This is a genomic window from Ignavibacteriales bacterium, from assembly GCA_026390795.1.
GTDB lineage: Bacteria > Bacteroidota > Ignavibacteria > Ignavibacteriales > Melioribacteraceae > Fen-1258.
Genome location: JAPLFG010000005.1, coordinates 116,310 through 140,716 on the forward strand (window position 1 = coordinate 116,310; position 24,407 = coordinate 140,716).

Sequence of the window (24,407 nt, forward strand, 5' to 3'; positions counted from 1 at the left end):
ACTTCTTTACTAATTATCAGATGCTTATTTTAAGCATGAACATAAATACAATGAGGTCGATATGAAACAATTATTAATTCTTACAATAATTTTTACTGCATCTTTATTCGCACAAGATAAATATCTTTTCACCGACGCTAAAAATCATGTAGATGAAACTGTTGTCATCAACGGAGAAGTAACTCAGGTTACTATCACAGCCAAAGGAATGGGCTATCTAAACTTCGGAGATAAATTCCCAAAGAATCAATTCACAGCGGTAGTGTTTGCCAAGGATGTTGAAAAGTTCGGTGATCTCAAGCGATTTGAAGGAAAGACTGTTGAAGTAAGCGGAAAGGTCGAACTCTACAAAGAAAAACCACAGATTATTCTAAAGAAAGTTGATCAAATAAAAATTGTTGAATAGTTCTGTTGAAGCCTTATGCTATTAGACAAATTGTAAAACACTGAGTGCGAAGAATGCTCTTCGAATTTAGCAATTCGTTAAGTGTATTACATATAAGGATTAAGTTCACCATACTGATTTAAATGATTAATAATTTCTTGAACATACCAAGCACCTTCATTTACAAGTGGCTTTACAAGAGGGATGGCTGAGACCCCTTCATTCATTAATAATATGAAGGCAGCAGATTGACGAATAGTTAATGGTATATTATTATCCTCAACAATCTCCGTCAAATATAATTTCGAACTTGGTAATGAAGAAATAATCGCCTCTACAGACTGACCGATTGTCCCTCGAGCGATGCCTTCTTCCTCATTTATAAAACACAATAGTTTTATTACATCATTTTTATTAAATGTTTTAAAAAGATTCTTTGCATATTCCTTTGTTTCAGTATTGATTGATTCGCCAGTATACATGATGTCTGGATGCCAAGGAATATGTGCAAGGTAGTATATCATTCTATTAGGAATAGTTTCTTGTTTTTTTTCCTTAAATGAATTAACCATTGCATCCCAAGTTTCGGAATGATTGGGATAACGTCGGAATATCGTTATTAATCCAATATAGAATTCATCAGGCTTTTCAGAATTAAAATATTTCACGGCTTCAAGAAGTGAGAGTTCCGGAACCTCACGTAAATTTCTAGGCATAAATAGTTGATTAAATGCAATCCTATCAAAGCGATTTACATTACTAACTTTGAAACGAATCATAGTTTCTTCTAGATGGCTATTTATATAGTCAGAAATGTTTAACCAATATGCACATTTTAAAGCAGGAACATATACAATACCTATAACTGGAAGTGGATGGTTCAACCAATAATCTCGATGTTTGCCGATGGGGATAATGCATTCTTGCTCACTAGGATTGAAGTACGAAGAGCCAGATTTAATCTGTATAGCAATTTGAGAATTCAACGGTTTTTCATCACGAATAAATTCGATCAAGGCATCAATTCCCAAATCATTTTCTGATTCAATCTTGTGAAATAAAGAACCTGCTTCTTCAACTATTGATCGAATATAGTTAACCCCAGTCTTAGCAGTAATATTAGTTTTTTTGTATTTCAACATAAATATTCTTCGGTTCCTCACAACTTTGCTTACAATCGTAATTCAGATGATTCCCGCCACTAATAATTTGATCTATTGATTTTAAAAATCACTATCACAAAAACGAATTTGTTGGACCAGTCCAAATTTCAACAATATTTCTTAAATAATTTTCAGCTTCTCTTAATTCAAATGCCTCATCATCCTGATCTGCATATGACAAATGATCGTCAAGGATCTTGAGTCTATTTATTATATCATCAATTCCATTTTTCAACAAATGCTTATATTGTTTTTCTAAATGAGTTTTAGACAAAATGAAATCGGGGCAAGGATTTGCCTTGTTACGATCATACTTACCTATATCATCATTAATCTCGAATCCAAGTTTTTTCCCTACAGCCTTGCCGTCATCAGTCCCCAAAGTACAAACTAAGTCACCAGAAGTTCTAGAACATATATGAGGGATGATATATTTTGAGAGAGCATCTGTGACATAGTGCTTTCCGCTATGTTCTTTTTTCACAAACCAAAGCATATCCCCATTACTCATATGCTGCACTGCCCCAACATATTCACCTTTTTCATTTTTGATATAATAAATAAAATCTGCAGTCATTTCGATTTGATACTCGTAGCCCATATTATACCAGACTTTTACATATTCGACATTATCACAAGTTGATATTGGTATTATATTAAGTTTTTTAAATTCTTTTTCTCTATCATTTATAAGTTTTTCAATAGTCTTAAAAGTCATAGTATTTCTCAAACTTGTTAGAATTATTCCAAACAAACTTAACGAAAATAATGTAAATAGAACGCGGGTAAGCGTTGTTGTTTTTTAGTAGCTTAAAATGGAAATATCCCGTTAACAATACATACAACAATTGATAAAGCTTTTTTTGTATCATAAAATTACAACCTAGGTAATTGTTTTTGGTTATTCTGCTTAAATAGCATTGAACCCGGTTGGTTTTGTTGGTTATTCTCTACCTAGGTAAATGTTTTGGGAAATTCTGAATAAACTGTTTAGACCCTAGTACCAAAACAACAATCCCCCGTAGCCGTAGGCGAAGGGGGATATTGTCTTTTAGATTCTTTTAGAATCTTTTAGTCGATTTCTATGGCTGTAACTCATTGCAAATAAAGAAGTTATAAAACGCCTTGACACCCAAATGATTACTTTTTTCCCTTATTTGACACCCAAATGATTACTACTAGCACCCAAATGATTACTTTTTATATCGCTGTCCAACTCCTTAACATCACTCTTAACCTTGATATGGATAACCGTGTTCTCCAACTCAGAGGGGCTTAAGTTGGTTAGGTTGGCTACTGATGGGCTGATCTCCGAAATAATAGCAATTTCAGCCAATGCTTTCAAAAATTCTGCTTTCCGTTTAGTTGCACGTCCGGAATTTATATTCATAACCCACATAAACCTCTTTACGGTGAACGCCACTACCTTATAATCCTTGTCATTCAGTTGTACATTTCCCTGTTCAGCAATCAGATAATTGGTCAATAAATAAGCAGCTGTTGAGTATTCCCTTGTCGCTGAAATGATTGAGGTTGGGTAGGATAAATAACCTCGTTCAAACATTTCAGGAGTGTTTCCCCGTTTATCATTAAACAATGAACTCACACAGCCAACAAATTTCATATTTACATCAATGATATATCCTTTCGGAGTTTCAACAACGTTGTAAATGAAATTTCCAAATGCTTTGTATCTCGGATCAATCTTTGTCTTGTTCCGGTATTTAAATATTTGATAGTTGAGCCAGGTTAGTGAAAACATGGCATCACTTATATCTCTATAAATGTTTTTTTCCGATGATGAATATCCTAGCCAATCCCGCATTTCATGTTTAGAAATTTCCAGTTGTGTAAAAGTCCTTTTTTCATAAACCTTTGACAAAATCACGAGCACTAAACGATGAGCCAACTTAAACAACCTAACCCTCTTTAGTCCATCTTCAACAGGATCAGTACAATGGGTTTTTTTATCTAACAGTTCGGTTTCAATTTTTCCGATATAGTCAGCATACATATTTGCACTGAAGGCAATCGCGTAATCGCCAAAATCACGAACTACGAAATTTGTTGATCTGTATTGCCCCGCTGCTGTTAAGGCGCTACGTTGGAGCTCGGGAGTCAGCTCAGCGACTCCCAATCTCTTTCTTTCTGTTTCCAGTATCTCCTCTTTAATCGGTAAAGAGAGGTAATTTGAAAAAATCCCTTTATGCATTAACATCGGCAAAAAATCTTGCATGGTTGATCTGTCTATTCTGACAATTGGATATTTTTCTTTCATTAGTCAAGCTCACCTCCAGATTCTACTTCGTCGGATTGTGTTGTACTAGTATTACTAACTCCAATTTGAAGGTTGTTTTCTTCCATTGTGCCAGTAGCTCTAATGAAAATAAGATCCTGAATTCCCTTATAGTCGGAAAGTTTGTTTTTAACAAATTCCATTTTAATTGCGCATTGATCCTCTTTTAATTGATCTACGTTGAGTGGATACAACAATAAAACCACACTAGCGTTGTAAGCATATTTCCCGGTCTCATTTATGTCACTGAGTGTCGGTTTTTTATTTTTACTATCTGTATTAGATCTCTTGCGCAATTCACCTGTAGCTATTACGGGGATTTTACATTTGTCAACTAATTCCTTAATTGTTTGAGCCCTTTTAATATTCTCAATCCGAATTCCTTCCCCGGCTTCTACATTTAGATTATACATGCCGTCTATGAACACCACTAAATTTTCAAATGATCCGATTGAAGTTAAAGTATCTAATACTTGGTCTATGTGGTTTAAGTCTCCTAAGTCCTTCATGATCAATCTTCCAGTATCTACGAGATCAAGGATCAGTTCTCTTTTTGCATTTAATGTATTCTGATCGTTAGGATCCGGGCAAGCTTTGATAACATTATTAATATTAAATTTAGTCAGAATGCTGATTAATCTATTTACTGTATAGAACTTATTGTCATCCATAGAAAAATGAACAATTTTCAACTGAGGATTTGTAAGAAGTAAATCCAGTTCAAGATTAGTCAACAATGCAGTTTTACCAACATTTGATTCTGCAGCAATTAAGTAAAAGCCAGGTTGTACACCATCTAAATTTTTGGCTAGCGCTTTGAATTTATCTAATTTATATCCAATAAGTTCATTGGGATCACGAGTGTCATAGAAGGCAAATTTTTCTCGTAATTCATCCCCAAATGATTTTGGCACAGCCGGTTGAGAAATGATCGTGGGGGATTCAGATTGATTGGAATATTCAAAACCATAACTTTTTGCTATTGCGAATAATGTTGCAAGATCAATCTCTCCAGTTGCAGTTTGAACAAAGTTTTCAAATTTTTCATCAACGTATTCAAAGGAATCATTGTAACTTGGATTCGAAGAAAGAATATGGAAGTAACTCCGGCCTTCGTCACCTAAACTGGCAAGAGCGAATCCGCACTTCATCCATTCAGCATACCCATTTAGTTTTTCTCGCAGAAAGTTTACAGCATTGTATACGTATTTCGTTTTGCTTTTATCGACTTGGTGAAAATTAATGGGGGTAGTTTTGGTTGTACTTTGTGGTTTCTGAGTTACTTGAATATCACTTACAACTATCGGAACTGCATTATCATTTACATACAAGTCTAGATCATAGCTTAGAAAACAAGTACGTGATACATTCTTTGTAACTTCATCCGCATTTACGCCGTATTCAATTTCCTTTCTCTCTTTATATTTCAGATAAACAGCGGTGTAGTGCTCAGCAGATGTAACTGGTTTTTCAAATACGTATCCGACTTTAATTCCGTCTCCGCTTGGAGACCGAAACGCAAAGTAAGCTTCTGAATCTTGTATGATCTTTTCCCATAGAACAGCGTATTGTTCTCCAACGTGATCAAAGTCTAAGATCATCATTTCAGCAGTTATCAAATTTTCAGCAGTTCGAATTCCATTTGTAAATGTTGCACCTACAAAGTATGGTAGCAAGATTACCTTTGCGTCTCTTCGTTCATTATCAGTTTCTAATTGTCTAATTCGTTCAACGTTTTCTTTTAATGTTTTGTCAGTTCTAATTTGTTCAAAAATGTTTGAAATAGATGTTACCTCTACAGCATTGGATTTAACGCTGTCCCCAGAGGAAATGTTAAAATTATTCATGAAAATCCTTGGTAATAAATTGATATAGAAACACAGCAGCCAACACAGCTTTTGTGCGTTTCCATTCGTGCGGGATTACAGTTAGAGAGTTGTACTATTTCCGATTAAAGAAGTTTTCTTGTGTTTTGAGTTGTCAGTCTGAAGGAGTTACTTTTTTCCAATTGTTTCTCTATTAACTATATATCCTTTCATAACAGCTTTTACGAAGCGGTGGAATGTCCAATGTTCTTCTTTAGCCCACCTTTGCAATTTATTAATATCTTCTTCATCCATGCGTATCGAGAATATCCCACGTTCTTTCTTTTCTTCGTCAACCAATTGAAATCTGCTCATACTCATAACCTATGTTTATTAATCAGTAAAATAAATATAGTACTTTTTGGTGTACAAAGTCAAGAGTTTTGTAAAATATTTTTCCACTAACTTTATGCTATCCTAGATCAAGAGTTTCCACTGCACCGCGTAGATCTTCAGTTCTTAAATGCGAATAAATCATCGTAGTTTTAATATCAGCGTGCCCTAGGAGTTTTGAAACAATAAAAATGGAGACTCCCTTTTGGACAAGCGTACTAGCAAAGGAATGTCTAAGAGTATGAAAATGATACACATCATTTAACTTAGCTGCTCTAACAGCTCTCTTAAAACCTAAAGTTAATAGATAATCTCTAATGACTGTTCCATTCCGCATGAATACATATTCTTCATTATTCTTTTTATCTCGCAGACCAAGTAATTCAATCATTAATTTCGGATGGATTGGAATAACGCGGGATCTTTTACTCTTCGTTGTAAATTCATTATGGTTTTGGACATTTATAACATTAGTTGAAAAATCTATTGCATCCCACCTGATGTATCGTATCTCAGATAACCGCATTCCTGTATAAATCGCCATTGTATAAACTGATTTTAATTGAGCGTCTTCTTCCACCTCATAAATTTTGTCAAATTCTCCCGCCTGTAAAAAGATTGGTTTGTTCTCCGCGAATTTGAGTTTCCTTACTTTTGCAAATACATTTTCTTTTAGATAGTTGAATTCAACAGCTCTCTGAAATGCTGCTTGTAGTGTTCTCAAATATCCATTAATTATCCTTGCTTTTGCTTCAGTTAGCTTTAGACTAATGAATGCTTCAACGTTTGCGGTCTTAATATTTCTTATCGGAATTGAACTAGATATAACTCTGTTGAATTGTGAAAAAGCTGTGCAAACAAATTCTTGGTAACTGGGAGTAAATCTGGTTGTTGCATACTTGGAATAAAAACTTTCGAATTGCTCGAAAGTTAAATCTAAATGTTTTGACTCTTCAATTTTGGGGGAGTTAGTAAAATCTTGTAAAAATTTGTTCGCTTCAGCTTTTGTTGTGCATTTGGTACTGATACTTGTTTCTTTTCCATTTTCATCTTTGTAAAATAAATGAAAAATTTTGTTACGCTTGATAAGGTACATATATTCTCCTCAAGCAAAATCCACAACAAAATTTTGTAAGGTCTTTTGTAAGGTTGTTACTTTACAAATTGAAAAGCTCTGACATCAGTAAGAGTTACTCGCAGCGTAAAGAAAAAAAAAGTTGCAATCTGTAACTGAAAGTGCAACTTTTAATTTGCCTGGAAAGAGTTTTGAAACTACGCTATTTAAAAATCGATCTAGCGCGTCTACCAATTCCGCCATCCGGGCATATTTTTAAATCAAAAATAAAGAACGATGCTTTCTAAAACAAAACTTATCTGATTTCTTTTGCCTCATGGCTGCTTGTATCTTTATAGGGAAACCGGTCAATATATTTATAATCACCGTCGCGAAACGCATCAAATTTATCAGGCATATCTTTGATATTTATAATATCGGTTACTACACCTGTGCGACAGTCGGGTGAAACCAATTTTGGATTTCCAAGTTCAAAAATAGATTCTTTGCAGAAATTTGCAGAGACAACATTTCCGCTTGCCGGAGGTGTAAAATCTTCAAGCGGAAGATTTAACTGCTCATAAACATCGTGCATAAAAATTGCCCAGATAGGCAACGCAGCCATTGCACCCTGTCCGTAATTTCCGGTGAATGAAACACGCTGATCATCAAAACCAACCCAAACGCCAGCCGCAAGTTGCGGAGTATATCCAACAAACCATGCATCGGCAAATTCTTGCGTTGTACCGGTTTTTCCAGCTGCCGGTCTGCGGAAATTATAAACACTGCGCGCTGAGGCGCCTGTACCGGCATCAATGGCTGTCTGAAGCATGTTTGTAACAATGTATGCTGTTTCTTCCGGAATCGCTTCGCTTGTATTTGAGGCAAAGTTATCAATCAATCCCCCGTCTTTGTCTTCAATTCTTAAAATGGAAATCGGTTCGTTATAAACTCCATGATTTGCCAGTGTAGCAAAAGCATTTGTTAATTCAAGAGGAGAAACTACAGAAGTACCAAGTGCAATTGATGGGACTAAATCTAATTTCCCTTTTATTCCCATTTTCTCTGCAAATCTTCCAATCTTCCATAGAGGAGCGTGATCTTCAATAATTAATCTTCCGGCCACAATATTGAGTGATTCTCTTAACGCATCCCGTAGTGTTACAAAACCGCTTGTAGATCTGTCAAAATTTTCCGGACTCCAAATTTTTGCTGATCCGTCATTATATGCAAAACGGTCATTCATAATTGGAAATGCGGGATATAGGCCATTATCAATTGCAACCGAATAAACAATCGGTTTAAATGCAGAACCCGGCTGCCGACGTATTTGTGTTACATGATTTAAGCCGTATAAAAATTTTGGGTCCCGCCCACCTACCATGGCTCGTATTTCACCGTTCTTTGGATCCATGGCTACAAACCCGACTTCTATTTTTTTCTCAGCATGTTTGACCGAATCAATAAATGCCGTATCCTTGAGAAGATTTTTATACACCGCGCGTTTCTCTTCTTGACTCGAAGCGGATTTATATTCCAAAGAATTTTTCGCAGCTTTGTCAATCATTTCTGTGAGTATAGAAGAATATTTAGTCCAGCTCCAATGTTTATCAAATTGTTTTTGGAATTCATCCAGATGAATTTTAGCGGCATTATTAGCAATCTTCTGCATGCGGCTATCAAGAGTTGTTATTATGTTTAATCCGTCCTGATAAATATCAAATCCATACTTTGGTGAAAGTTTTCTCATTTGCTGACGGATATACTCAAGAAAATGCGGAGCTAAACCTCCAAGAATTCCTTCTTCAATTCTTTTATAAGAAAGTTTGATCGGTTCAAGTTTCAGTTTCTCGTATTGTGCTTCAGTTAGATATCCTTCATCAACCATGTTATACATAACAAGATTTCTTCTCCGGAACGCGTTATCATATTTATCAAACGGATCATACCTAACATCAGATTTGAGAAGTGAAATTAATACTCCAGCATCAGAAACCGAAAGTTCTTTAACACGTTTATTGAAATAAACCCGAGCCGCCACGCTAAGACCATAAGCTCCGTGCCCGAAGTATGATGTATTAAAATACATCTCTAAAATTTCTCTTTTTGTGTAAGTCTTCTCAATTTGTATCGCGGTTATCCATTCTCTTATTTTTCTAATTACTGCCCCGCGTGTCGATTCTTTTTTAACTTTTAGCTTATATAAATTTTTTGCCAACTGCTGGGTTATTGTACTGGCACCTTCACGCTTGAAGAGAATCACATTTTTGACAATTGCTTTTATAAACCTTTGTAGATCAACACCCCAATGCTTGTAAAAATTTTTATCTTCGGTTGCAATCAATGCGTTAACAACATGAGATGGAATACTATCAATACTAACTTCAACCCTGTTCTCGTTAAAGAATGATCCAATCAATTGACCGTCTCTGGTCCAAACATTGCTTGCGAGTTGTGTACTGGGACTTTCCAAATCTTGCAGTGAAGGCATTCCTTCAAAAATGTATTGCATGAATAAAAAAATTGCAACTACCGCTAATACAGCGAATCCTAACAAATAATATTTTAATGTTTTTTTATTCGGCTTAGTGAGTTTCTTTTTAATAGGTGTTTGTTTGATGTTCATCTTATTCCCAATCAATTATCTCAAATGTTTCAATAAATTTCCCGAAGCATGGCTGGTCTAACCATGAGCCAAGGTTGATGTAATATCCTTCTTTATATTTTTCAAGCGTTCTATTGTGTGAATGACCGAAGATTACGTAATCAAATCCGGAATCTATTTTTGTCTTTGCGGTTTCAAATAGTCCGTCCACTGTTCCATAATTTTTATTAGCCGTATAATCACGGCTTGATTTACTTGTAGCACTTGCAATTTTAATCCCTAGATCGGGATGAACAAGCGAGTATATTTTTTGCAGTGTTTTGTTTCGTAAAATTTTCTTTAAGATTTGGTAACCAAGATCGTTCTTTACCATTCCGTCGCCGTGCGCCATAAAAAATTTTTTACCGTTCAATCTAATATCAATTGGATCGTGATAAAGAACGGCTCCTATTTCTTTCTCGAAGAAATCCCGGTGGAGAAAATCATGATTACCAATTATGTAATGAATTTTTTTACCGCTTTCGGTAAAATCAGCTAAAGAAGCAAGTGTTTTTATAAATCCTTTTTGAATTACACGCTTATACTCGAACCAGTAATCAAAAAGATCGCCTATTATAAATAACTCATCACATGAATCCTGAGCATGATTAATCAACTTTACTAGTTTTTTTTCAGTTTCTTTCTCAACTTCCGGAGAACGGAGCCCAAGATGAATATCAGAAATAAAATAATAGGTTTTGTTAGGAATCATTTCCCGTTCTCTTCTATAGATAAATTGATTTTTGCCAACAACCAACTGTCGGGATCCAAAATTAAATCAACAGGTTTATATTTTGATTTCATTTCTAGAATAACCTCTTTGCCATCAATTCGAACAGTTGAAATTCCCGATTCGCTTACTTTTTCCGAAATCAATTTAATATCGAGTGGGAATTTATAAATATCGTAACCTTTTTGTAACTGTTTTATTTTAATTGTTGAAATAAATTCTTCTCCCTCCTTTTGAACAGACCAAACACAATCCAGCTCAATTATCCCTTCGCCTTTATAAACCCATTGATCAAAGAATTTATCCAAACTTTTCTTTGAAATCTTTTCACAGAAATTTTTGAAGTCGGCAGTTGAAGCATTACCGTATTTGTATTCTTTGAAATAGCTCTGTAATATCTTAAAAAATATTTCATCGCCGACTTCTCTTCTTAACATATGCAGCACCCATGCGCCTTTATCATATATAAGAGAACTAAACAATGCGTTCCCGGGATTGTATAGAGTGCCGTTTGGAAACATACTGAACTTACTTCTGAGCGTTGATTGAAGTGCCCGGATATCGCTTTGTTTTTCCCAATAGAGAGCTTCGGAGTAAGTCGCAAATCCTTCATTCAGCCAGATATCTTTCCATGTTTTTGGACCGACGGCATCTCCCCACCAATGATGCGCAAGTTCATGAATCAACATATCAGAAAAAAATTTTCTCCCGGAAATAAAATTTGATCCAATTCCGGTTATAGTTTGGTTTTCCATTGCCCCGGACTGCCACCAAAATTCCGCGACACTATATTTTTCCTTTACAAACGGATATGCGCCGAACAGTTCTTCAAATGTTTTAAGATATTTTGGATGATCGGAAAAATCCCTTTGAGCGTTATCTATATTTTCCGGAAGCGCATAGTAAGACAATTTCAACGAATCACCACTAATAGAAATATATTTTTGTGAGACCGATTTATAATTTCCGGAATAGAGTGCGATTAAATAGGTAGAAATTGGATAAAATGTTTTCCAATGATAAGTTCTGCGTGCACCTTGTGTATTTGTTTCAATCAATCTGCCGTTCGATAACGACACGTCTGAGGAATCATTGGTGATGTAAATATCGGCTAACGCTTTATCATCCGGCAGATCCACACAAGGGAACCAAGTTGAAGCAAAGACCGGTTCGCTCAATGTATAAACCTGGTAACGGTTATCAACTTTTTCAAAATTGAATGAACCGAAGCCTAAACTTTTTGGAGTCCCTTCATAAACAATTTTAATAACCGCCGTATCAATAGAATTATTATTGTGAATACTTAACAATTTTTCGGAACGATCATATTCCACTTTGGTATCATTGAGGCGAAGATCGCGAATAATAAGATTATCATAAAAATTAATTTCTATTTTTGATAATTGCTTCTCATTTACTTTCATTTTTATCGTTACTTCACCAAAGATTTTTTTTTGTTCCGGATATAAATCAATTTTGATCTGATAATGAAGGACATCAATTGCACTTTGAGTTTTGGGATTGTATTCTGCCAGCTCTTTTTCATCAAAGTTTTTTAACTGACTCGAAAGATTGATCAGTTTGACAGTATCACTCGGTAGATTGAATCGATTGACCAGCCAACGGTACGTAAGAAATCCCGCGATTAGAACAACAAGCAGAATTATTGAGGAAATTAGAAGTATTAGTCTTTTTCGCATTAATATGTTGTGGAGTCCGAGTTTGATTTCATACAAAGTTAATAATTTCTTTAATTGCCAATCAATTCATAATTAGATATATTTTAATCAAATTCTTATAGGATTGAAATGGCATACACCGGTTCAACTATCCTACGAAAAACTTTAACTATGATCTTAGCAGGCGGGCAAGGAGAACGATTATTTCCGCTTACTAAAGAGAGAACAAAACCTTCCGTTCCGTTCGGAGGTAAATACCGGATAATTGATTTCACATTGTCTAATTGTTTGAATTCCGGATTTCGAAAAATCTATGTCATCACACAATACAAATCGGATTCGTTAAACCGTCATTTATATGAAGCCTGGAGCATTTTTAATCCGGAGCTGAGAGAATTTGTATATTCAATCCCGCCTCAATTTAAAACAAGCAACAATTGGTATTTAGGAACTGCGAATGCTATTCACCAAAATTTTAATTTGATAGATGACGAAAGTTTCGAATGGGTTCTAATTCTCTCCGGTGATCATATTTACAAGATGGACTATTTGAAAATGATCCAGTACCACATTGAAAAAAAAGCTGCACTTTCACTTGCTGCTATTGAAGTTCCTAAGGCGCAAGCATCCCGTTTCGGTGTAATCGATATTGATCCACATTATAAAGTCACTGCCTTTGTTGAGAAACCAAAGTCTCCGCCGACAATTCCCGATAAACCGGAATCATCCTTTGCCAACATGGGAATTTATGTTTTCAATGTTGCAGCACTTAAAGAAGTTTTTACCAAAATGGATAAAGAAAAAAGTTCAAATCATGATTTTGGCAAAGATGTTATTCCCTACATGTTAAAAAATGACTACCATGTTCAGGCTTACCGTTTTATTGATGAGAACAAAAAGGATCAGCCGTATTGGGTTGATGTAGGTACGATTGATAGCTATTACGCAGCCAGCATGGATTTGATAAATGTCAGTCCACATTTTAATCTTTACGATTTTGACTGGCCGCTACGCACACAGCAGCAGCAGTATCCACCGGCAAAAACCGTATCGCATGAAGGTGAACGTGTCGGACGTGCAATTAATTCGTTAATATCAGATGGAACAATTATCTCTGGCGGTTTGGTTGAACGTTCAATAGTTGGATTCAATGTTCGCGTTAATAGTTATTCCTATGTTACCGATTCGATTATCATGGATAACTGTAACATTGGGCGTCATGCTAGAGTTAGAAGAACCATAATTGATAAAAACGTCTCTGTACCAGAGGGTTTTGAAATTGGATTTGATTCCGAAACAGATAAAAAAAGATTTACTGTATCGGAAACTGGTATTGTCGTGGTTCCCAAAAACTATATTTTTAAATGAAACATTTATTGTACAATAATTCGGGCTGGTAACTACCAGCCCTTTTTATTTTAAAGAATCAATTTTATTTTGGTACAGTTAAAAATAAGCTCAGCATGAATTCAACATTACAAGACAAACTTAACTCACTCCCCGCTCTGCCGGGCATATACCAATTCTTAAATGAGAAAGGGAAAATCATTTATGTTGGTAAAGCAAAAAATTTGCGCGGCAGAGTACGTTCCTACTTCCAAAAAAATGTTGATTCGCCAAAAACCGAAGTGCTCGTTTCAAAAATTAACGATCTGGAATTGATTGTTACCAATAATGAAATTGAAGCACTTGTTCTTGAAAACAATCTTATTAAAGATTTAAAACCGAGATACAATATTATTCTTAAGGATGATAAATCATTCCCTTATATCCGTGTAACAAATGAACCATATCCGCAGATCTTCCCTACAAGAAATGTCATCAAAGATGGATCAAAATATTTTGGCCCTTTTACAGATGTAAAGAATATGAAGACTTCTCTCCGTGTGATAAGCAAAATATTTAAGATCAGAAGCTGCAAATTGGATATTACTCAGCAAGCGATTGACAAGAAAAAATTTAAGGTCTGCTTGGATTATCACATAAAAAAATGCGAAGGTCCATGCGAAGGACTGGTGACACAGTTGCATTACAATGGAATGGTTAGTCAAGTTATAAAAGTTTTGAGAGGTAAAACCGAAGAACTTATTCAAGAATTAAAAAATCAGATGGAAAGTGCTTCTGCCAAATTAGATTTTGAAAAAGCTGCCGAGATTCGAGATAGAATTGATCAACTGCAAGTTTATTCTTCCAAACAAAAAGTTGTTTCAAACGATTTAGAAGACCGGGATATTATCAGCGCAGCATACGAAGGCAAAGATGTTGCTGCAACAATTTTAAATATCCGGGCAGGCAAGTTAGCGGGTAAACGGCAATTGAATTTGGGTTGTGAAGTTAACGAAGAGCCTGGTCAAATTTTTGCCGCAATAATTAAATTTTATTACAGCGAGTTTGTTGAAGTACCGCGTGAGATTATTGTTGAAACTGAACCAGACGATTCTGAAGCATTGATGGAATGGCTGAACATAAAAGCTATTAAGAAATGCCATCTCATAATACCTCAAAAACAGAGTGACGCGAAATCTCTATTAATGATGTGTAAACAAAATGCACAATTGCAGCTGAAAGAAATTCAACTTCAGAGAATGAAGAAGGAAGGGAATGTTCCCTATGCGCTCTCGGCACTTCAAAGAGATTTGCGTTTGAAAAATCTTCCGCGCGTTATTGAATGTTTTGATAACAGCAATCTTCAAGGAAGCGACGCAGTTGCAAGCATGGTCGTTTTTGTTGACGGCAAGCCGAAAAAAAGTTTGTACAGGAAATTTATAATCAAGACTGTTGAAGGACCGGATGACTTTGCCAGCATGCGGGAAATAATTTTCCGAAGATACAACAGATTAAAAGAAGAGAATCTGCCGTTCCCTGATCTCATCATGGTTGACGGCGGTAAGGGTCAGCTTTCAAGTGCCATTGAGATACTTAATGAACTAGAAATAAAAAATTATGAGATTATCGGATTGGCAAAACGGTTGGAAGAAGTTTTTCTTCCCGGCGAATCGGAAGCGCAATCAATACCTAAGACATCATCAAGTCTAAAATTGCTTCAGCATGTGCGCGATGAAGCTCACCGTTTTGCAATAACATTTCACCGCGAGCGGAGAAGCAAAAGAACAATTACAAGCGAACTTCTTGAAATAAAAGGGATCGGCGAAAAAGTTGCGCATAAACTTTTAACCGCTATGAGTTTGGATGAAATAAAATCTGCTGATGAAACAAAGTTAGCTGAAGAGATTGGTAATGCAAAAGCAAAATTGATATTTGAACATTATCATACAAAATAAAAATGCCAAGCACTCAACCACCCAAGTTAAATACTAACCGTTGCTTCCTTCCGGACCTGGCGGGATTGGGTAAAAACTTGCCGGTAAGTGCCTGGCAAAAATCGGGGTGCTAATATAGAAAAATTAAGAATAGAACGCTGATCATTATGATCTTTTCTTATACAAAATGATTAATCATTAAAAATCATAACCATCATAAAAATCCGCGTTCCATTCTACATAAATTCCGCTTTAATTATATCGAACACTTTGGCAGAATCAATTCCCCCAACACCGGCGAATGAACATTTCTTCGGATCGCCGGGACAAACAGTCTGGCAATAATTTTCTGAGGGCAGAACAATTTTACTTTGATTGCCCATAGGTCCCCATAGTTTTGGTGAACAAGCAGTAAGAGGACAAAACATTGAAAGTGTTTTAACTTTTAAAGCTGCAGCAATATGCATTGGGCCTGTGCTTGCGGAAACTAATAAATCAAGCGAAGCAAAATTCAAAAACGACTCACGTAACGTCTTACCAACATTAGGATAAAAAATATTTTCTATTCCTTCAAGTTCTGCCGGAACTTTATTATCAGTGACAGCAATGCTTATTTCTTCATTATGATTCAGCATTAGGATTAATTTTTTATATTCATCCGGCAACCAGTTTGGCGAAGAATTACCGCATGTAGAGTGGATTCCAATTAAATATTTTTTGCCGTGCAGTAACTTAATTCTAGTTTCTACAACTTTTTGCTTTTCTTCTTCGGTTAGAAATACTTCCGAATCAAGATTATTGGATTGTACTCCAATCTTCCGCGCAAGGTCCATACAATAATCAGCTTCGTGACGAAGCGGAATATATTTTTTACGATCTACGTACCGCGTAAAAGTTAGAAACTGATAAAGCTTATGCCCCACACCAACTCGGAATGGAACACCGGCAAAGAAAAGAATGTAGTTCAACTTTTCAGTTGGTAGAAGAGTTAGGGAATGAGTGAACTTGTAATTTCTAATCTCGCGGACTTGCTCGAAAAATGATTTCGGCGAATCCTTATCCTCAATCAAAATAATTTTATCTACATAAGGATTGTTCGTGTAAATATCTTTTGTGTATCGACGAAGAAGGAGTGCAACGAAACTATCCGGAAAAGCTTTCTTAATTTCACGCGGAAGCGGTGTTGATAATACTACATCGCCAATTCTATCGGGTCTAACGATTAATATTCTTTTCTGTTTAGACATCAATCCAAATCCAGCAATCTTTTTCTAGATTTTTTGTATTCTTCTTGCCAATTCAATTCTTGAGCGGCAATAAGACAATTTTTTCTGTATGAGTCCAATAGCTCCGGACTTTCGCTCCATCGCCTCAGAATTAGATAAATATTATTTTCATTTTCAGCACTGACACTTTCACCAACATTAAATCCTTCAACAATTTTTTTCATCTGAGGCAAATCACTGCAGAGAACCGGTAAACGGGCCATGATATATTCGAATAATTTATTTGGAAGAGCGTGGTAATAACTTATACTAATGTTTTCAATTAATGAAAGCCCGACATCCGCGCCAGCAGTATAATTAATTAATTCTTTCTGATTGATCGTACCGGCATAAAAGATTCTCTCTGATATTTTCAACTCATCGGACAATTTTTGAAAATTATTTTTTTGTTCCCCGTCTCCAAGAATCACTAAAACTGTATTTGGGAGATTAACCATTGCACGCATTATTATCTGCACGCCACGTCCTTCCAATAGAACCCCTTGGTATAGCAAGATCAATTTATCAGCCGGGATATTGTAAAGCTTTCTAAAATCAATTTTGTCTGATGGAATTTGAAGCAGTGGAATATTTCTAATTACCAGCGTCTTCTTAATTCCATAAAATTTTTCGATGAATGCGGAATCCATTTCGCCCGTAGTTAGAACAAGATCAACTTTTGTAATGAAAAATTTTTCAATCTGTTTAACGATGGCTTGTAAAAACGGACGGTTTCTCAATCCGCCGATAAAAGCATAAAGTTCGCGGCTGTTATAATAAACTTTCGCCCGTTTCAATTTAGCAATTACGGTAACAAACGGAAGTGTGTACAAATCTTCTGCAAAATAAAGATCAGCTTTCGTTTTGAATAACTCTCGGATCAAAATCAAAGCAAAACGTAAATAGAAAAATAGATTAAACTTTCCTCTGGTGAGCTTGAAAATCTTTAATTCATTACCGGAAAATTTCTCAGCCGGATTAAGCCAATCAAATGAAATTATTGAAACTTTGTAGCCGTCTTCTTTGAGTGAATTGGCAAGATTTGTAATGCGGGAATCGTGTTGAGCATTACCAAGGAAAGCAATACAAATTTTCTTTTGCTGATTCATCATTTAATGAGAATCATAATTTTATGTGAAAAGTATTTCTCATAATTGTCTTCGCATCAAATTTCTCTTTGAACTCGATCAAACTCATGCTAGGAGTCATAGGATTTACAGCTTTAGTGTCTTGAGAAACACCAATATCAACGTAAGCGTAACCATTTTCTGTGGAGTATTTTAAAACTTCGTACATCACGCGCTGAATCGGTTTATGATCGGCGTAATCATATTTCAGCATATTATAAAAACAGAGTGCAACATTTTTGTTCACAAAAAACATTGATGAACCGGCAATTGGAACATCGCCAAGATAAATCATAAACAATTTTAAATTATCCGGCATCAGTTCTTTTAAACGAAGCAAGTCTTCATAAGAGTGAGTCGGTTTAACATTATGACGAGCTTTATTTTCAAGAAGTATCGGGTAAAACTCATCGTAACGTTCGTTGATCTCAACACGAATATCAGAATTTTTTAACGACTTGCGTACATTGCGGCGGATAGTCGGTGAACAGCGTTCAAGTATATCTCTCTCCTTATCAAGTTTGATTGCGCTGGAGATATAGTGCAGCTTGAAAGAAAACCCTTGCCACAACATTGCGAAATCGAGATTCTGATTTTGATAAGTCTCATAAACCATCGGAGCCGGCGTCAATTCAAATTCATTGATTCCGTTTTGCCTGCCGTAATCAAGAAGAGTAGAAACAAGTTCCATTGCTTCGGCAAATTTAATATCTCCGGTTACAATCGAACCGTAGCTTGCGCCAACGGGTGATTCAAAAAGTCCGTTTGTAAGTCTGCCCGGTAGCAGCGCTTTAATTTTATTTTTCTCAATAAACATCAAATGATCGAATCTGAATTTTCCGGGTGTGTGATAATCAAAAAATTTTTGAAGGTGAAACATTGTGCCGTTGTTTGATTGAAGAACAAAGCGGTCCCATTTTTCTCTCCAATCGTCAGAGTATTTGATTACTTCCATTTCAATCCACGATAAAGTTTATCAAAAAAGGTTGGGTAAAAATAAACAATTTGAAGTTAACTGCTAACCGAAGAAGAGTCTGAAATTTATAATTTGATTTCAATTCTATTCAAAAGTATAAGTGAATGAGATAATGTGCGAATCGCCAAGACCATATTTAACAGGAACATATGCATAATCAAGATTGATCCCTTTCCAGTTCACTCCGAATCCGGCAGAAAGATTTTTGGTATCATATCCGCTGGCATAACCAAAACGAAGAGATAATAATTTGTCATAAACCGCTTCTCCGCCAATGTGAATGTGTGAATCATCTTGTAATGTATATTTTTGAAATCCGGCAAGAGCGGTAAAATTTAATTTCGAATTTTGTAATGAGAAATTATACGCAGTACCGATACGGAAATCCGTCGGCAGTTTTGTTGATTCACTGCGAAGTTCATTCATTGATCCTAAATTGCGGATAGCAGCACCAAAAGTTAGTCCGGCTATATTACTCTGATAATTTATACCGAAATCCAAACCATATCCTGATGCATCATCTGAAAACATATTTTCATAAATGTATTTATAAGTAGCTCCAAAATAAATTTTTTCAAAGAGATGAAAAGCTGTTGAGATACTTCCGTTAAAATAATGTGCGTTAAATTTTGATTGCACTTCGCCGGGTATTGTACGGATCTCAATATCTGCTATGTTTGTTGTGTTCACTCCAACTGCAATTGGTACACCGAACGCTTTAAAACTTCCGGCGAACATTTCGGAATTCAAATCTTGCAAAAGTGAGTTGTGAGTAAATGATAACTGAGTTTTATTGTTCACAGCTAGAATTGAAGGGTTGTAATTCAATGCCGATAAATCGTTGACACCGACAACTCCAAGATCACTCATTGCCACATTACGTGCACCGAATCCAAATTTTAGAAATGATAAACCGGAATTGCCGGCTGACTGCGCTGACAATGTAGCACTCATCATAAATATGAATAAAATTTTTTTCATTTTTCTTTCTTTTTAGAAATTAACGTTTATACCAATTATGTGCTGGCTGCCGGATGAATACGGTTCGATGACAAAAGCATAATCAATACCAATTTTCAGAGAATTTAACAAATGGAAATATGAGAACCCGAATGTTGGCCGAGCCGGAAAATCAGAATTGCTCAGATTTAATTTATCAAGACCGGCACGTAAAAATAAATTTTCGTAAATATTATATTCACCGCCGGCACGTATAATATTTGTGCCGCCGTTGCTGCTTTCGAATTCAACGGCTGCAATAATTTTTGGTTCATCAAATTTATAAGAGAATCCGATTTTCTTCAGCAGAGGAAATTTATTTTTAGTGACGCTACCGCTTGTTCCATAAATTTTACCGGAATCCCATTCATACTTGCTGTTTATATCTGAAAGCATAAATGATAATGTCATTTTTTCGCTCAAAGAATAGAGCGCGCCTAAATCAAAGCCCAATCCTGATGAAGTTAAATTTTCATACAATTTATAATAGTAGAATTTGAATGCAATACCGATCGATAATTTTTCAGAAAACCGATTTGCTACTGCAATAAAAAATTGATTCTCACTTGTTGAAATGTCTCCGGTTTTTCTCCCTTCACTATCACGGGCATCAATATTAGAGACACCGGCATTTATTAATCCAATACTTATTCCAGCTACGGATCTTGGTTTAATATTTCCATCAGCATCTTGCTTCTTGCCGAGTTCAAATCTACGTGTAAAATTTAGAAAGTTGAGTGAACGGTCCAGAGACAAAATTGAATAAGAAGTTTGAAAAGAATTTCCCTGTTGAAACGACGCAAGAGCTGGATTATAGTAAGAGACAAGGTTTCCGTCTTTCACGGCAGACATTGCGTTTCCCATTCCCATACCACGTGCGCCAAAACCCATTCTGCTGAAAGCGCCCGGCATGCTGCTGATATCGGAAACAGTTGATTGCGCAGAGATAAGAGAAGAAATAAAAATTATTTGGAGAATTATCTTTTTCATCATTACATGATCACCATAATTTTTCCAAATAAAGGTTCACCCGAACCAAAATCAATGCGGTAGAAATAAACTCCGTTCGGAACAATTCTGCCGCTCTCATCTCTTCCGTCCCAAAGATCAAGCTGTTCGCTATTCGGAATACGCGACGCATTTTGAATAACAGTTCTAACCAGATTCATTCCAAAATCTAAAATTCTGATTGTGACAGTTGATGATCCGGCAGTAGAATATTTTAGTTTCACCTGCTCTGAGTTTGGTGAGAAAGGATTTGGGAATGCGTATGACTCGGTAGCAGAACTCAGCTTTTCCGAAGCTAAAAAAACTTTCCACGTGCCGTTCCATGCACCTGTTACCTGATCTGATTCATTTAAGCGTGCAAGACCATTATTCGAACCAAGCCAGATATCGCTTGTATTATCACTTTTGTTATTAACCTTAACAGAAAGAAAATGTTTTGTGTTGATATTGACTGATGAATTATCATCTTTTATTTCTGGTGCAGAGATCCAAGTTGTGCCGTTATTACTGCTCCTGTAAACACCGCTCTCAGTTGCGGTAAAAATATTAGCAGATGAATAATTCCCCAATGGACCAAAATATTTGAAACCAAAATCGTGAACTCTTTCACCGCTTAAATAATTTTCCCAACTCAGTCCGCCGTCTCTGGAAACACTAGCTCCCCAGAATTCCGACTGCCCTTCTGCTTTCCAAGTTCCCGCCCATATCGAATTATCAAAATCATTTTTCTCAAGGGCTAAAATAAAATTTCCGCTTATCGGTTTAGACTGATTTGTGTTATTGAATTTTGTCCAACTTGGAAACTCGCTACCTGCATCTGTTGTTTTATTTATTCCTCCAGCAGTACCTACATAAATTGTATTATCATCTATAGCTAGAATCGAAAACGCTCTATGATTCAAATTATTTTGAAATCCCAAAGCGCCGGAGGAAGGAGAAAGATCAAATTTTAAAACATCCGTTGGTTTAATCGAATTAAGATTATCGGGAGGAAGTACTACACGTCGCCATGTTCTACCAAGATCAGTAGATTTCCTTAGCCCACCGTAATAAGAGACAATCCAAATTGCATTTTTTGTAAACGCTATATCATAGATGAAATTGCCCGGGCGAACGGTTATCGGAAGGGCTCGAAGTTTATTATTCCCATAGTAAATTGTTGAATCACTATTAGCATCAACCGGTTGAGTAACTTCATGCCAGTTTGAGCCTGAATCCGTGGAATATCTTAATCCCGTTCCAACCGGAGTATCCGAACCAAGCAAGTTTTCCATGTGCCATGTTGCCGCCCAGATAACACCGTTATTATATCCAACAGCAGATACACTTTCTGTCCCGAATACTGTGTTCCCATAGTTTATCCAGCTCACTCCATTGTCCGTTGATTTGCTGAGCCCATCAGATGTTGCAAGCAAAATCATATTATCATTTATTAAAATTCTCTCTATCGTATTACTTGCCGGATTTTGATCGTTAGTTTTTAATAACCGCTTAGCTCCAAGATCATACTCTGAAGGAATCTGCTGAGCAAACAATTCAACTGAAACAAATAGAACAAAAAATATGTGGAATAATTTCTTCATTAATTAACCGGTAAATTATGTGAGATTGGATCACTGAATTTTCCACCACGGTCTCTTGCTTGTAATTCGAAGCGCCAAGTTCCTATAGGCTGACCTGATGGAAATGTTAGAACGGCTGAATAAATTCTATCCTGAGCTGTAATATCTCCATGTACAGAAGTATTCCCATCATCAAATAACAAAAACTTTGAAATTCCTTGACTGTTGATAACCAATGTACCATTTGGACGATATAGTTTATAATAGACGGAATCAATATCGCTCTGACCATTTGGATCAACTGCTTTCACAGAGAACGTGAACTGTTGATCAATATTAACTGTAAACGGAAAATTTTCATTTGAAATAACAGGGGGCAGATTATTTTGTCCATTGTTAAAAGTGAAGATATGCACTCCGGCTTTAACTAAATTTTCCGGAGCTTGACGGATATTATCCTCAATAAAATATTCGATCTGATAGTTACCGTTTGGATTTAATTTCCCCATAACAAATTTGGCAGCATAAATTCCATCACCTTTAATCTGATCACCATTAAATGCGAGGTTTCCATTGTCATACATTGTGGCCTGATCTATTACCGTAAGAGTTCCATCAATGGAGCTCACCTTGCACCATACATTAGAAACTGTTTCGTAATTCGCAACTTGAATGGATGTTACAATTGCAGAATCAGTTTGTGAATATGTAAAACCAGCCGGGGCTGTGATGGAAACAATATTATATTCAACTGTACTTACGTCAACAACTCCATCCGGAATTTTAGTACACGATAAGAGCAAAAAACCAATTAATGAAGAATAAATAAGATTATTATTGAAGATTTTTTTCATGGTAGATAAAATACTAATGGAATGATTGCCCGGTCTGTTCAATGTAGTTTTGATATGAATCGGAAAAAAGGACATAATAGAAAATTGCCAACTTTGTTGTAAAATATCGTAAAATTAAACCGTAGCAAAATTTTCTATAATCTTTCCCATTTTCTTGGTGTTAAATTAAAAGATGTTTGCATACATAGTCAAGTCAATTTTAATAACATGTCAAAGTGAAAAAATAAAAGGAGTAGGTGAAAATGATATTATAAAAATCAGAATAGACAAATAGCCAACTATTTTTCTTCCCGTACTTAATTCTTCAAAATGATTTACGGGCGGATGTTTTATTTTTATGAAAAAGTAAAGAATGATTGCCCAGAATAACCATCCGCTCCATCCAAAATGAACTTCTAAATTTATAAACGATTCTAAGAGACCCAAAACTCCTAAGAGTACCAAAATGATCATCGATATGCTGGCGATCGCTTCATGTTTTTTGCTGTTAAACATGCTGTAAATAATATGTCCCCCGTCAAGCTGCCCAACGGGAATTAAATTCATGGCAGTTACAAATAGACCAAACCATCCAACGCATAAATATGGGTAGTGGTAAACCTCGCTCATGGGAGGAATAAACTGTGAGGGATTTGTAAAAATATTTTTAAGTAAAGCAAAGAGAATCGAATTGCCAAATTCTAATCCGATTTCACCTTTTCCATATAGAGGTGAAAAATAATCAGGATGAATTTTCAGAAGAAATTCTTGTCCGGGAAGGTGTGTGAATCCGTATATCAAAACAATTACGCACGCAATGAAGCCGCTGATTGGACCCGCAGCTCCAATATCAAACATTGCTTTATTGTTGGGAATTTCTGATTTGGTTTTAATAACTGCACCCATTGTTCCAAAGTTTCCAAGTCCACCAATAGGCGGAAGCGGTATAAAGAATGGAAGAGTCGCTTTTACTTTATGAATTAATGCCGCAAAGAAATGACCGAATTCGTGAACACCTAAAATAAAAAGGATCGAAAGAGCATACGGCAACCCACGATACAAATCTTCCAATTGATATGGCCCTATTTTTCCAGTAGTCCATTCTATACCGGCTATTAAGGTTGTTATGAACGTAACAATGAAGAGCACAATATGAAGTAGATAATTGTGCTTAAATTTTTTTTTTGAGGTTGCCGGTGTGTAAGTATCGAATTTATCTTCAGGCATT

General features: G+C 35.8%; 20 protein-coding genes and 1 other RNA gene. 3 read left to right on the plus strand and 18 right to left on the minus strand.

Going from position 1 to position 24,407, the window contains the following annotated elements:
• Positions 1 to 61 precede the first annotated feature (61 nt).
• Entirely contained in the window at positions 62 to 406 is a 345-nt protein-coding gene (locus NTX65_16560; protein ID MCX6170948.1) for an exodeoxyribonuclease VII large subunit, read from the plus strand.
• A gap of 86 nt (positions 407 to 492) precedes the next feature.
• Here the strand turns inward: NTX65_16560 and NTX65_16565 are convergent, their stop codons facing one another.
• The 9 genes from NTX65_16565 to NTX65_16605 form a co-directional block, all read right to left on the minus strand.
• Positions 493 to 1,527: a DUF4365 domain-containing protein gene (locus tag NTX65_16565; GenBank protein MCX6170949.1), complete on the minus strand. Its 1,035-nt coding sequence runs from the start codon at positions 1,525 to 1,527 to the stop codon at positions 493 to 495.
• A 94-nt stretch (positions 1,528 to 1,621) separates the two neighbouring features.
• The gene (locus NTX65_16570; protein ID MCX6170950.1) at positions 1,622 to 2,266 is read right to left on the minus strand and encodes a hypothetical protein; all 645 of its coding nucleotides are present in this window, start codon (positions 2,264 to 2,266) and stop codon (positions 1,622 to 1,624) included.
• A 435-nt stretch (positions 2,267 to 2,701) separates the two neighbouring features.
• Positions 2,702 to 3,826 (minus strand): hypothetical protein, encoded by a 1,125-nt coding sequence (locus NTX65_16575; protein ID MCX6170951.1) that lies wholly within the window; start codon positions 3,824 to 3,826, stop codon positions 2,702 to 2,704.
• The gene (locus NTX65_16580) at positions 3,826 to 5,691 is read right to left on the minus strand and encodes a PriCT-2 domain-containing protein (GenBank protein ID MCX6170952.1); all 1,866 of its coding nucleotides are present in this window, start codon (positions 5,689 to 5,691) and stop codon (positions 3,826 to 3,828) included. Before NTX65_16580 ends, NTX65_16575 begins: the two co-directional genes overlap by 1 nt.
• Positions 5,692 to 5,838: 147 nt before the next feature.
• A complete protein-coding gene (locus NTX65_16585) occupies positions 5,839 to 6,024 on the minus strand; it encodes a hypothetical protein (GenBank protein MCX6170953.1) in 186 nt (61 codons plus the stop codon).
• Positions 6,025 to 6,121: 97 nt separating this feature from the next.
• Positions 6,122 to 7,138, minus strand: coding sequence for a site-specific integrase (locus NTX65_16590; GenBank protein ID MCX6170954.1), 1,017 nt, complete (start codon positions 7,136 to 7,138; stop codon positions 6,122 to 6,124).
• A 274-nt stretch (positions 7,139 to 7,412) separates the two neighbouring features.
• Positions 7,413 to 9,722, minus strand: coding sequence for a PBP1A family penicillin-binding protein (locus tag NTX65_16595; GenBank protein MCX6170955.1), 2,310 nt, complete (start codon positions 9,720 to 9,722; stop codon positions 7,413 to 7,415).
• Position 9,723: 1 nt separating this feature from the next.
• The gene (locus tag NTX65_16600; protein MCX6170956.1) at positions 9,724 to 10,452 is read right to left on the minus strand and encodes a UDP-2,3-diacylglucosamine diphosphatase; all 729 of its coding nucleotides are present in this window, start codon (positions 10,450 to 10,452) and stop codon (positions 9,724 to 9,726) included.
• Positions 10,449 to 12,170: a M1 family metallopeptidase gene (locus NTX65_16605; protein MCX6170957.1), complete on the minus strand. Its 1,722-nt coding sequence runs from the start codon at positions 12,168 to 12,170 to the stop codon at positions 10,449 to 10,451. The genes NTX65_16600 and NTX65_16605 overlap by 4 nt, the downstream gene beginning before the upstream one ends.
• Before the next feature lie 108 nt (positions 12,171 to 12,278).
• Here NTX65_16605 and glgC point away from each other — a divergent pair, with 108 nt between their 5' ends.
• Entirely contained in the window at positions 12,279 to 13,517 is a 1,239-nt protein-coding gene (glgC, locus tag NTX65_16610; GenBank protein ID MCX6170958.1) for a glucose-1-phosphate adenylyltransferase, read from the plus strand.
• A 95-nt stretch (positions 13,518 to 13,612) separates the two neighbouring features.
• Positions 13,613 to 15,430, plus strand: coding sequence for an excinuclease ABC subunit UvrC (uvrC, locus tag NTX65_16615; protein MCX6170959.1), 1,818 nt, complete (start codon positions 13,613 to 13,615; stop codon positions 15,428 to 15,430).
• On the opposite strand, the gene ffs is transcribed toward uvrC, so the two are convergent.
• From ffs to NTX65_16660, 9 genes are all read right to left on the minus strand, one after another.
• An RNA gene (gene ffs, locus NTX65_16620) (signal recognition particle sRNA small type) lies at positions 15,431 to 15,527 on the minus strand.
• Between the two features lie 118 nt (positions 15,528 to 15,645).
• A complete protein-coding gene (locus NTX65_16625) occupies positions 15,646 to 16,656 on the minus strand; it encodes a glycosyltransferase family 9 protein (GenBank protein ID MCX6170960.1) in 1,011 nt (336 codons plus the stop codon).
• Complete coding sequence (locus tag NTX65_16630; GenBank protein MCX6170961.1) at positions 16,656 to 17,786, minus strand: glycosyltransferase; 1,131 nt, start codon at positions 17,784 to 17,786, stop codon at positions 16,656 to 16,658. Before NTX65_16630 ends, NTX65_16625 begins: the two co-directional genes overlap by 1 nt.
• 10 nt (positions 17,787 to 17,796) lie before the next feature.
• On the minus strand, positions 17,797 to 18,756 hold the full coding sequence (locus NTX65_16635) for a GNAT family N-acetyltransferase (GenBank protein MCX6170962.1): 960 nt from the start codon (positions 18,754 to 18,756) through the stop codon (positions 17,797 to 17,799).
• Positions 18,757 to 18,861: 105 nt separating this feature from the next.
• Entirely contained in the window at positions 18,862 to 19,758 is an 897-nt protein-coding gene (locus tag NTX65_16640) for a PorV/PorQ family protein (GenBank protein ID MCX6170963.1), read from the minus strand.
• A 12-nt stretch (positions 19,759 to 19,770) separates the two neighbouring features.
• Positions 19,771 to 20,769: a hypothetical protein gene (locus NTX65_16645; GenBank protein MCX6170964.1), complete on the minus strand. Its 999-nt coding sequence runs from the start codon at positions 20,767 to 20,769 to the stop codon at positions 19,771 to 19,773.
• Positions 20,769 to 22,367, minus strand: coding sequence for a hypothetical protein (locus tag NTX65_16650; GenBank protein MCX6170965.1), 1,599 nt, complete (start codon positions 22,365 to 22,367; stop codon positions 20,769 to 20,771). Before NTX65_16650 ends, NTX65_16645 begins: the two co-directional genes overlap by 1 nt.
• Entirely contained in the window at positions 22,367 to 23,200 is an 834-nt protein-coding gene (locus NTX65_16655; protein ID MCX6170966.1) for a hypothetical protein, read from the minus strand. Before NTX65_16655 ends, NTX65_16650 begins: the two co-directional genes overlap by 1 nt.
• Positions 23,201 to 23,410: 210 nt before the next feature.
• Entirely contained in the window at positions 23,411 to 24,406 is a 996-nt protein-coding gene (locus NTX65_16660; protein MCX6170967.1) for a site-2 protease family protein, read from the minus strand.
• Between the last annotated feature and the right edge of the window lies 1 nt (position 24,407).

Excerpts from the sequence above, each read along its gene's own strand:
- NTX65_16560 (MCX6170948.1), top strand. The coding sequence starts at position 62 with ATGAAACAATTATTAATTCTTACAATAATTTTTACTGCATCTTTATTC.
- NTX65_16565 (MCX6170949.1), bottom strand. The coding sequence starts at position 1,527 with ATGTTGAAATACAAAAAAACTAATATTACTGCTAAGACTGGGGTTAAC.
- NTX65_16570 (MCX6170950.1), bottom strand. The coding sequence starts at position 2,266 with ATGACTTTTAAGACTATTGAAAAACTTATAAATGATAGAGAAAAAGAA.
- NTX65_16575 (MCX6170951.1), bottom strand. The coding sequence starts at position 3,826 with ATGAAAGAAAAATATCCAATTGTCAGAATAGACAGATCAACCATGCAA.
- NTX65_16580 (MCX6170952.1), bottom strand. The coding sequence starts at position 5,691 with ATGAATAATTTTAACATTTCCTCTGGGGACAGCGTTAAATCCAATGCT.
- NTX65_16585 (MCX6170953.1), bottom strand. The coding sequence starts at position 6,024 with ATGAGCAGATTTCAATTGGTTGACGAAGAAAAGAAAGAACGTGGGATA.
- NTX65_16590 (MCX6170954.1), bottom strand. The coding sequence starts at position 7,138 with ATGTACCTTATCAAGCGTAACAAAATTTTTCATTTATTTTACAAAGAT.
- NTX65_16595 (MCX6170955.1), bottom strand. The coding sequence starts at position 9,722 with ATGAACATCAAACAAACACCTATTAAAAAGAAACTCACTAAGCCGAAT.
- NTX65_16600 (MCX6170956.1), bottom strand. The coding sequence starts at position 10,452 with ATGATTCCTAACAAAACCTATTATTTTATTTCTGATATTCATCTTGGG.
- NTX65_16605 (MCX6170957.1), bottom strand. The coding sequence starts at position 12,170 with ATGCGAAAAAGACTAATACTTCTAATTTCCTCAATAATTCTGCTTGTT.
- glgC (MCX6170958.1), top strand. The coding sequence starts at position 12,279 with ATGGCATACACCGGTTCAACTATCCTACGAAAAACTTTAACTATGATC.
- uvrC (MCX6170959.1), top strand. The coding sequence starts at position 13,613 with ATGAATTCAACATTACAAGACAAACTTAACTCACTCCCCGCTCTGCCG.
- NTX65_16625 (MCX6170960.1), bottom strand. The coding sequence starts at position 16,656 with ATGTCTAAACAGAAAAGAATATTAATCGTTAGACCCGATAGAATTGGC.
- NTX65_16630 (MCX6170961.1), bottom strand. The coding sequence starts at position 17,786 with ATGATGAATCAGCAAAAGAAAATTTGTATTGCTTTCCTTGGTAATGCT.
- NTX65_16635 (MCX6170962.1), bottom strand. The coding sequence starts at position 18,756 with ATGGAAGTAATCAAATACTCTGACGATTGGAGAGAAAAATGGGACCGC.
- NTX65_16640 (MCX6170963.1), bottom strand. The coding sequence starts at position 19,758 with ATGAAAAAAATTTTATTCATATTTATGATGAGTGCTACATTGTCAGCG.
- NTX65_16645 (MCX6170964.1), bottom strand. The coding sequence starts at position 20,769 with ATGATGAAAAAGATAATTCTCCAAATAATTTTTATTTCTTCTCTTATC.
- NTX65_16650 (MCX6170965.1), bottom strand. The coding sequence starts at position 22,367 with ATGAAGAAATTATTCCACATATTTTTTGTTCTATTTGTTTCAGTTGAA.
- NTX65_16655 (MCX6170966.1), bottom strand. The coding sequence starts at position 23,200 with ATGAAAAAAATCTTCAATAATAATCTTATTTATTCTTCATTAATTGGT.
- NTX65_16660 (MCX6170967.1), bottom strand. The coding sequence starts at position 24,406 with ATGCCTGAAGATAAATTCGATACTTACACACCGGCAACCTCAAAAAAA.